Annotated in this window: 7 protein-coding genes and 1 pseudogene; 5 read left to right on the forward strand and 3 right to left on the reverse strand. The window is 39.6% G+C overall.

What is annotated here, in order from left to right; translation table 11 throughout:
* The 4 genes from LC574_RS27885 to LC574_RS27900 form a co-directional block, all read left to right on the forward strand.
* On the forward strand, positions 1 to 579 hold a 579-nt coding region (locus tag LC574_RS27885), incomplete at its 5' end, for a tellurite resistance TerB C-terminal domain-containing protein (protein WP_306422168.1).
* 292 nt (positions 580 to 871) lie between these two features.
* On the forward strand, positions 872 to 2,200 hold the full coding sequence (locus LC574_RS27890) for an ATP-binding protein (protein ID WP_229456912.1): 1,329 nt from the start codon (positions 872 to 874) through the stop codon (positions 2,198 to 2,200).
* 320 nt (positions 2,201 to 2,520) lie between these two features.
* Positions 2,521 to 2,757: an element excision factor XisH family protein gene (locus tag LC574_RS27895; RefSeq protein WP_368736743.1), complete on the forward strand. Its 237-nt coding sequence runs from the start codon at positions 2,521 to 2,523 to the stop codon at positions 2,755 to 2,757.
* Positions 2,745 to 3,080, forward strand: a complete 336-nt coding sequence (locus LC574_RS27900; protein WP_229456914.1) for a XisI protein — start codon at positions 2,745 to 2,747, stop codon at positions 3,078 to 3,080. The genes LC574_RS27895 and LC574_RS27900 overlap by 13 nt, the downstream gene beginning before the upstream one ends.
* Positions 3,081 to 3,139: 59 nt before the next feature.
* Here LC574_RS27900 and LC574_RS27905 read toward each other — a convergent pair whose 3' ends face one another.
* The 3 genes and pseudogenes from LC574_RS27905 to LC574_RS27915 form a co-directional block, all read right to left on the reverse strand.
* Positions 3,140 to 3,721: a Uma2 family endonuclease gene (locus LC574_RS27905; protein WP_229456915.1), complete on the reverse strand. Its 582-nt coding sequence runs from the start codon at positions 3,719 to 3,721 to the stop codon at positions 3,140 to 3,142.
* An 84-nt stretch (positions 3,722 to 3,805) separates the two neighbouring features.
* Positions 3,806 to 4,012 carry a hypothetical protein gene (locus tag LC574_RS27910; RefSeq protein WP_229456916.1) on the reverse strand — a complete coding sequence of 69 codons (207 nt, stop codon included), beginning with the start codon at positions 4,010 to 4,012 and terminating at the stop codon, positions 3,806 to 3,808.
* A 122-nt stretch (positions 4,013 to 4,134) separates the two neighbouring features.
* Positions 4,135 to 4,341, reverse strand: a pseudogene (locus tag LC574_RS27915) (AGE family epimerase/isomerase); the annotation flags it as partial.
* Between LC574_RS27915 and LC574_RS27920 the strand changes: the two are divergent.
* Positions 4,306 to 4,503 (forward strand): hypothetical protein (locus LC574_RS27920; protein ID WP_229456917.1); only part of this gene is annotated, 198 nt, incomplete at its 3' end. The pseudogene LC574_RS27915 and the gene LC574_RS27920 sit on opposite strands and share 36 nt — an antisense overlap.

Raw genomic sequence — 4,503 nt, forward strand, 5'->3', positions numbered from 1 at the left:
GAAAGAGAAAATATCCAAGCTATCCTGAATTCTTCACAAACCCAACTTGTAAAACACAAAGCCGAATTACAGCAGTTGCAAGAACAAGTTTCATTATTGCAAGAAGAACGAGATTCATTACAAAATCAAGTATGGGAATTACTCCAACAAATAGAAACATTCAATCCAGAACCTTTGTCTGATAATTCCAAAGAAGATGATAATGAATTGCTTCTTTTTTCTGAGATAATGGAAACTACAGCAATCATAAACACTTCGGAAGCTGATACATCGCAGAATTTGCCTGAAGAATGGACTAATTTTTTAGAAAATTTTCCAGTAGACGAACTACAAGTATTAAAAGCTATAGTCGAACAAGATAATCCTAATGCTGCCATTAAAAAAATTGCCGAAGCAAACATTACTATGCCAAATCTATTAATCGATTCTATAAATGAACGAGCAAATGATACTATTGGTGAATTAATAATTGATTCAAATTCGGAAATTCCAAAGGTTTATCAGGAATATATGACGCATGTCAAAAAAATGATTGCAATGTATGAAGACCTCATGGCTAGACACGCTTCGTCAAATTAAATTATTATTGATGTAAATATGTACCTTAACCTACGCGAGTATCTCACCTTTACAAATATACCTGGCGATTATAAATCGCGGCTACACAAACATAGACGCTTTGCGGCTTTCCGCAGGGTAGTCCACCTGCGCGGACTCTAGGAATTTGAAACCCACGGAGTGGGTTTTGTCTGTATAGCCAAGCCAGTGCGTTGGGCGGCTCTGCCGATTTGAAGCAACTGGCGTGCGAATAGAATTCGCCAAGGCTAATTACTGCGTGCTTCTGCATTTAGAATAAAGTAAAGTGTAATACATGGCAAAGCTCAAAATCTCGAAAAAAATCTCCACTGCTTTAATCAATTCCCTTGGTGCGGGGGTAGTACCAAGAGTGGGAGTTGAATATATAGCAGTAGGGCGAGAAAAAGAACTAAAAAGCCTATTACAAAATCTTGATGATATTGCAGAAGGTGTAGCAGCATTTCGCTTCATAATTGGTAACTACGGTTCTGGTAAAAGTTTTTTACTACAACTAATCCGCAACCGGGCTATGGAGCAAGGTTTTGTAGTAGCTGATGCTGATTTATCCCCTGAACGTCGATTAGCTGGAAGCAACAATGAAGGTGTAGCGACTTATCGAGAATTAATGAGCCATCTAGCTACAAAAACTCGTCCTGATGGTGGTGCGTTAGTCTCAATTTTAGAAGGATGGATTAATAAAATTCAACAAGAAGTGGTTAAAGAAACTGGAATGCGTCCGAATGACGATGGTTTTGATGACCAAGTTGAATCGAAAATTAGGGAAGTAGTTCAGTATATTGAAGATTTAGTTCACGGTTTTGATTTTGGTAGCGTGATTATCGCTTATTGGCGTGGGTATCGATTGGATGATGATAATTTAAAAAATGCGGCAATGCGCTGGTTGCGTGGAGAATTTACTACTAAGGTTGAGGCGAAAGCAGCTTTAGGAGTGCGCGTCATTATTGATGATGATAGTTGGTATGACTATATAAAACTGTTTGCGAAATTTGTCGCTGAAATTGGTTATAAAGGACTGTTAGTTTTAGTTGATGAAGCTGTACATTTATATCAAATATCTACTACAGTCACGCGGGAAAAGAATTATAATCGACTCCTGGCAATGTTTAACGACACTATGCAGTGCAAAGCTGAACATCTTGGCATTGTTATTGGTGGAACAACCAAGTTTTTAGAAGACCCTAAACGGGGACTTTTTGCAGACCAAGCTTGGCAAAGACGTACAAAAGAAAGCCGTTTTGTTGCACAAGCTAATGTTCAGGAACATTTAGGGCCGGTGATTCGGCTAAATCCGTTGAGTGAAGCAGAAATCTTGACGCTTTTGCAACGTTTAGCTGAGATTCATGCACTCAATTTTGGGTATGAACAGACTTTGACAAATCGTGAGTTGAAAGAGTTTGTGCAAGAAATTATTAATCGCTTGGGTGCAGAAGCATTACTCACACCAGGGGAAATTGTGCGAGATTTTATGAGTGTGCTGAATATTTTTCACCAAAATCCAGGAATTGCGTTTGGTGAATTAATTCATGGCTCTAAATTTAAACCTACTGCTATGGGTAAGGATGCAAATGTGGATGAGGATGGCGCAGCAGAATTTAGTTTGTAATTAATGTTAAAACGATACGTCAATAAAGTGCAATGCACCTGACGAAATTTACTCTTTAGTAATTAATAAGTCAAGCCAATCACTAAGTTCATAAGCTAGTCAGTCAAATTCTGGAGGAGTGAGAGTAAAAAATTCTCCCTCATATAAAAACTCATACTTTCGTAGTCCTGCCCAGATTATCAAACCAGCAGAATTGTAACTTTCTCTGATGCGTTCTAAACGAATAATATATTCTCTTGGACTTGGAGGTGGATTATGAAGCTCAATTCCAAATACATGAGAAGCTAAAGTTATCTGATGCTGATTGATAAGAAGTCACAATTTACCTGATGACATCAGCATTGTTTGATTTTCATCTGGCGCTGGGGCAATTTTTGAATTACCGTTTAGTCTTAGAAGCTAGTGAAAGAGAACGCATATTATACTTAGCAGTGCCAATTGCCGCTTATGAATCGTTTTTCCAACGTGATTTACCCCAAGCATCAGTGCGGCAATACCGAATAAAGTTGATTGTATATGATCCAGTGGATGAGGTGATACTTAAATGGATAAACTAGCATTTTATCGTCAGTGTATTCAACAACTATTGACTGAATACGGCGATGTTAGACCGATAAACGACGAAATTGAGACGCAAATACTTTTTGATACAGAACACGACCATTATCAAATTGTTGATTTGGGATGGGATAAACATCACCGTATTTATAATTGCGTGATGCATTTGGACATTAAGAGCCATAAAATTTGGATTCAACGTAACCAAACTGATAAGTTGATTGCTGATGAATTGGTAGCAATGGGTGTACTAAAACAAGATATTGTATTAGGTTTACAGCCTGTCTATGCCAGAGAATATACAGGGTATGGTGTGGGGTAAGGCTAACCAAGTTCAATCGTATTCAACCACGACGGGGGCGATGTCTGCGGCTAACTACGCTAATGCACTTCTGGAAACAACCGACTCAAGTCTAATAATGCATCTTCAAATCCAGGAATCGCCACTGACTGGTTAGATAAAGAAATCTGCTGGCTGAGATAGCTAAACTTACTTTGAGCATTTTGATACGGTTGGTTATGACGCTCAAGTTGACGAGCCGGTAAATTCACAATCCAGTAATGAGAAATTCCGGCTTCTGCATACAATGAAAGCTTGGTTGTTTGATCGTAATCTAAAGTTTTATCTGAAATTTCAATCACTAACAAAATATCTTCGGGATAGGGATGATGAGCGAGATAATCTTCATCTCTTCCTATTGCAATGACAACATCTGGCTCAGGTTCACTCTGATTAGGAAGGGTGATAGGATCTTGTCCACGGATGACTGCTTGATCACCTAAAAGCCGATCCAATTGACGGCACAGGATAGAACTACAAACTGTATGAGGTGTTCCCTTTGCTGTCATTTGAATTAGTTCTCCTCGAATTAATTCAATACGATCGCCTTCTGTCAGAAATCCGAGTTCAATCAATTGATGGTATTCAGCGATGGTAAATCGCTTAGGTGTCACAGCATTCATGAGACATCCTTCTAATGCACTGATTCCACTTTACTTGTAGATTAAAATGACTGCGTTGTTTACCGCCGCAGGCATCACAATAACTTAAGCCGTCGTTACTACAACTGAAGCATTCATAAGTAACCTTAAAGCTGTTGTTACTACAACTGAAGCATTCATAAGTAATCTTAAAGCTGTTGTTACTACAACTGAAGCAATTGTTATCAATGCTGAAGCTGTTGTTACTACAACTGAAGCATTCATAAGTAATCTTAAAGCTGTTGTTACTACAACTGAAGCAGTTGTTATCAATGCTGAAGCTGTTGTTACTACTGCTGAAGCCGTTGTTACTACTGCTTAAGTTGTGGTTATGAACATGAATTTTTGTAAGAAGTCTATTGCAAAGGAGTAGCGATCGCATCGCAATTTGCCTACTATGAACTTAACGCCTCAAATTGCTGTAAGCATTGGTACAATGCACGCGGTACGTGAAAACATCCTTTCCATTTGCCACCTTTAAGGTTCAACAATACTTCTCCACGCCGATTCAGGTAGCCAAACCATTCACCGTATTCTGAATCAGCAAAATGTGACCAGGCGTAATCGTGCATCTTTTCATACCATTCCCAACACACCTCACGCTGGGTGCTGTGGTGCGTGATGTGTGTGGGAATGTGGGCGGTGTTGCCGGCGGCACAAGCCCAAACGCCGCAGGGGGAGGTCTACACGGCGTGCCTGGGAACCCACTACGCGAACGCACACCAGCACCCAGCGTGACAGCACTTTCGTCAACATTTCATTTC

Source organism: Nostoc sp. CHAB 5715 (assembly GCF_020829685.1).
Taxonomy (GTDB): Bacteria; Cyanobacteriota; Cyanobacteriia; order Cyanobacteriales; family Nostocaceae; genus Nostoc.

What these genes read in the sequence shown, in the direction of transcription:
- LC574_RS27890 (WP_229456912.1), top strand. Translation starts at nt 872, where the DNA reads ATGGCAAAGCTCAAAATCTCGAAAAAAATCTCCACTGCTTTAATCAAT.
- LC574_RS27900 (WP_229456914.1), top strand. Translation starts at nt 2,745, where the DNA reads ATGGATAAACTAGCATTTTATCGTCAGTGTATTCAACAACTATTGACT.
- LC574_RS27905 (WP_229456915.1), bottom strand. Translation starts at nt 3,721, where the DNA reads ATGAATGCTGTGACACCTAAGCGATTTACCATCGCTGAATACCATCAA.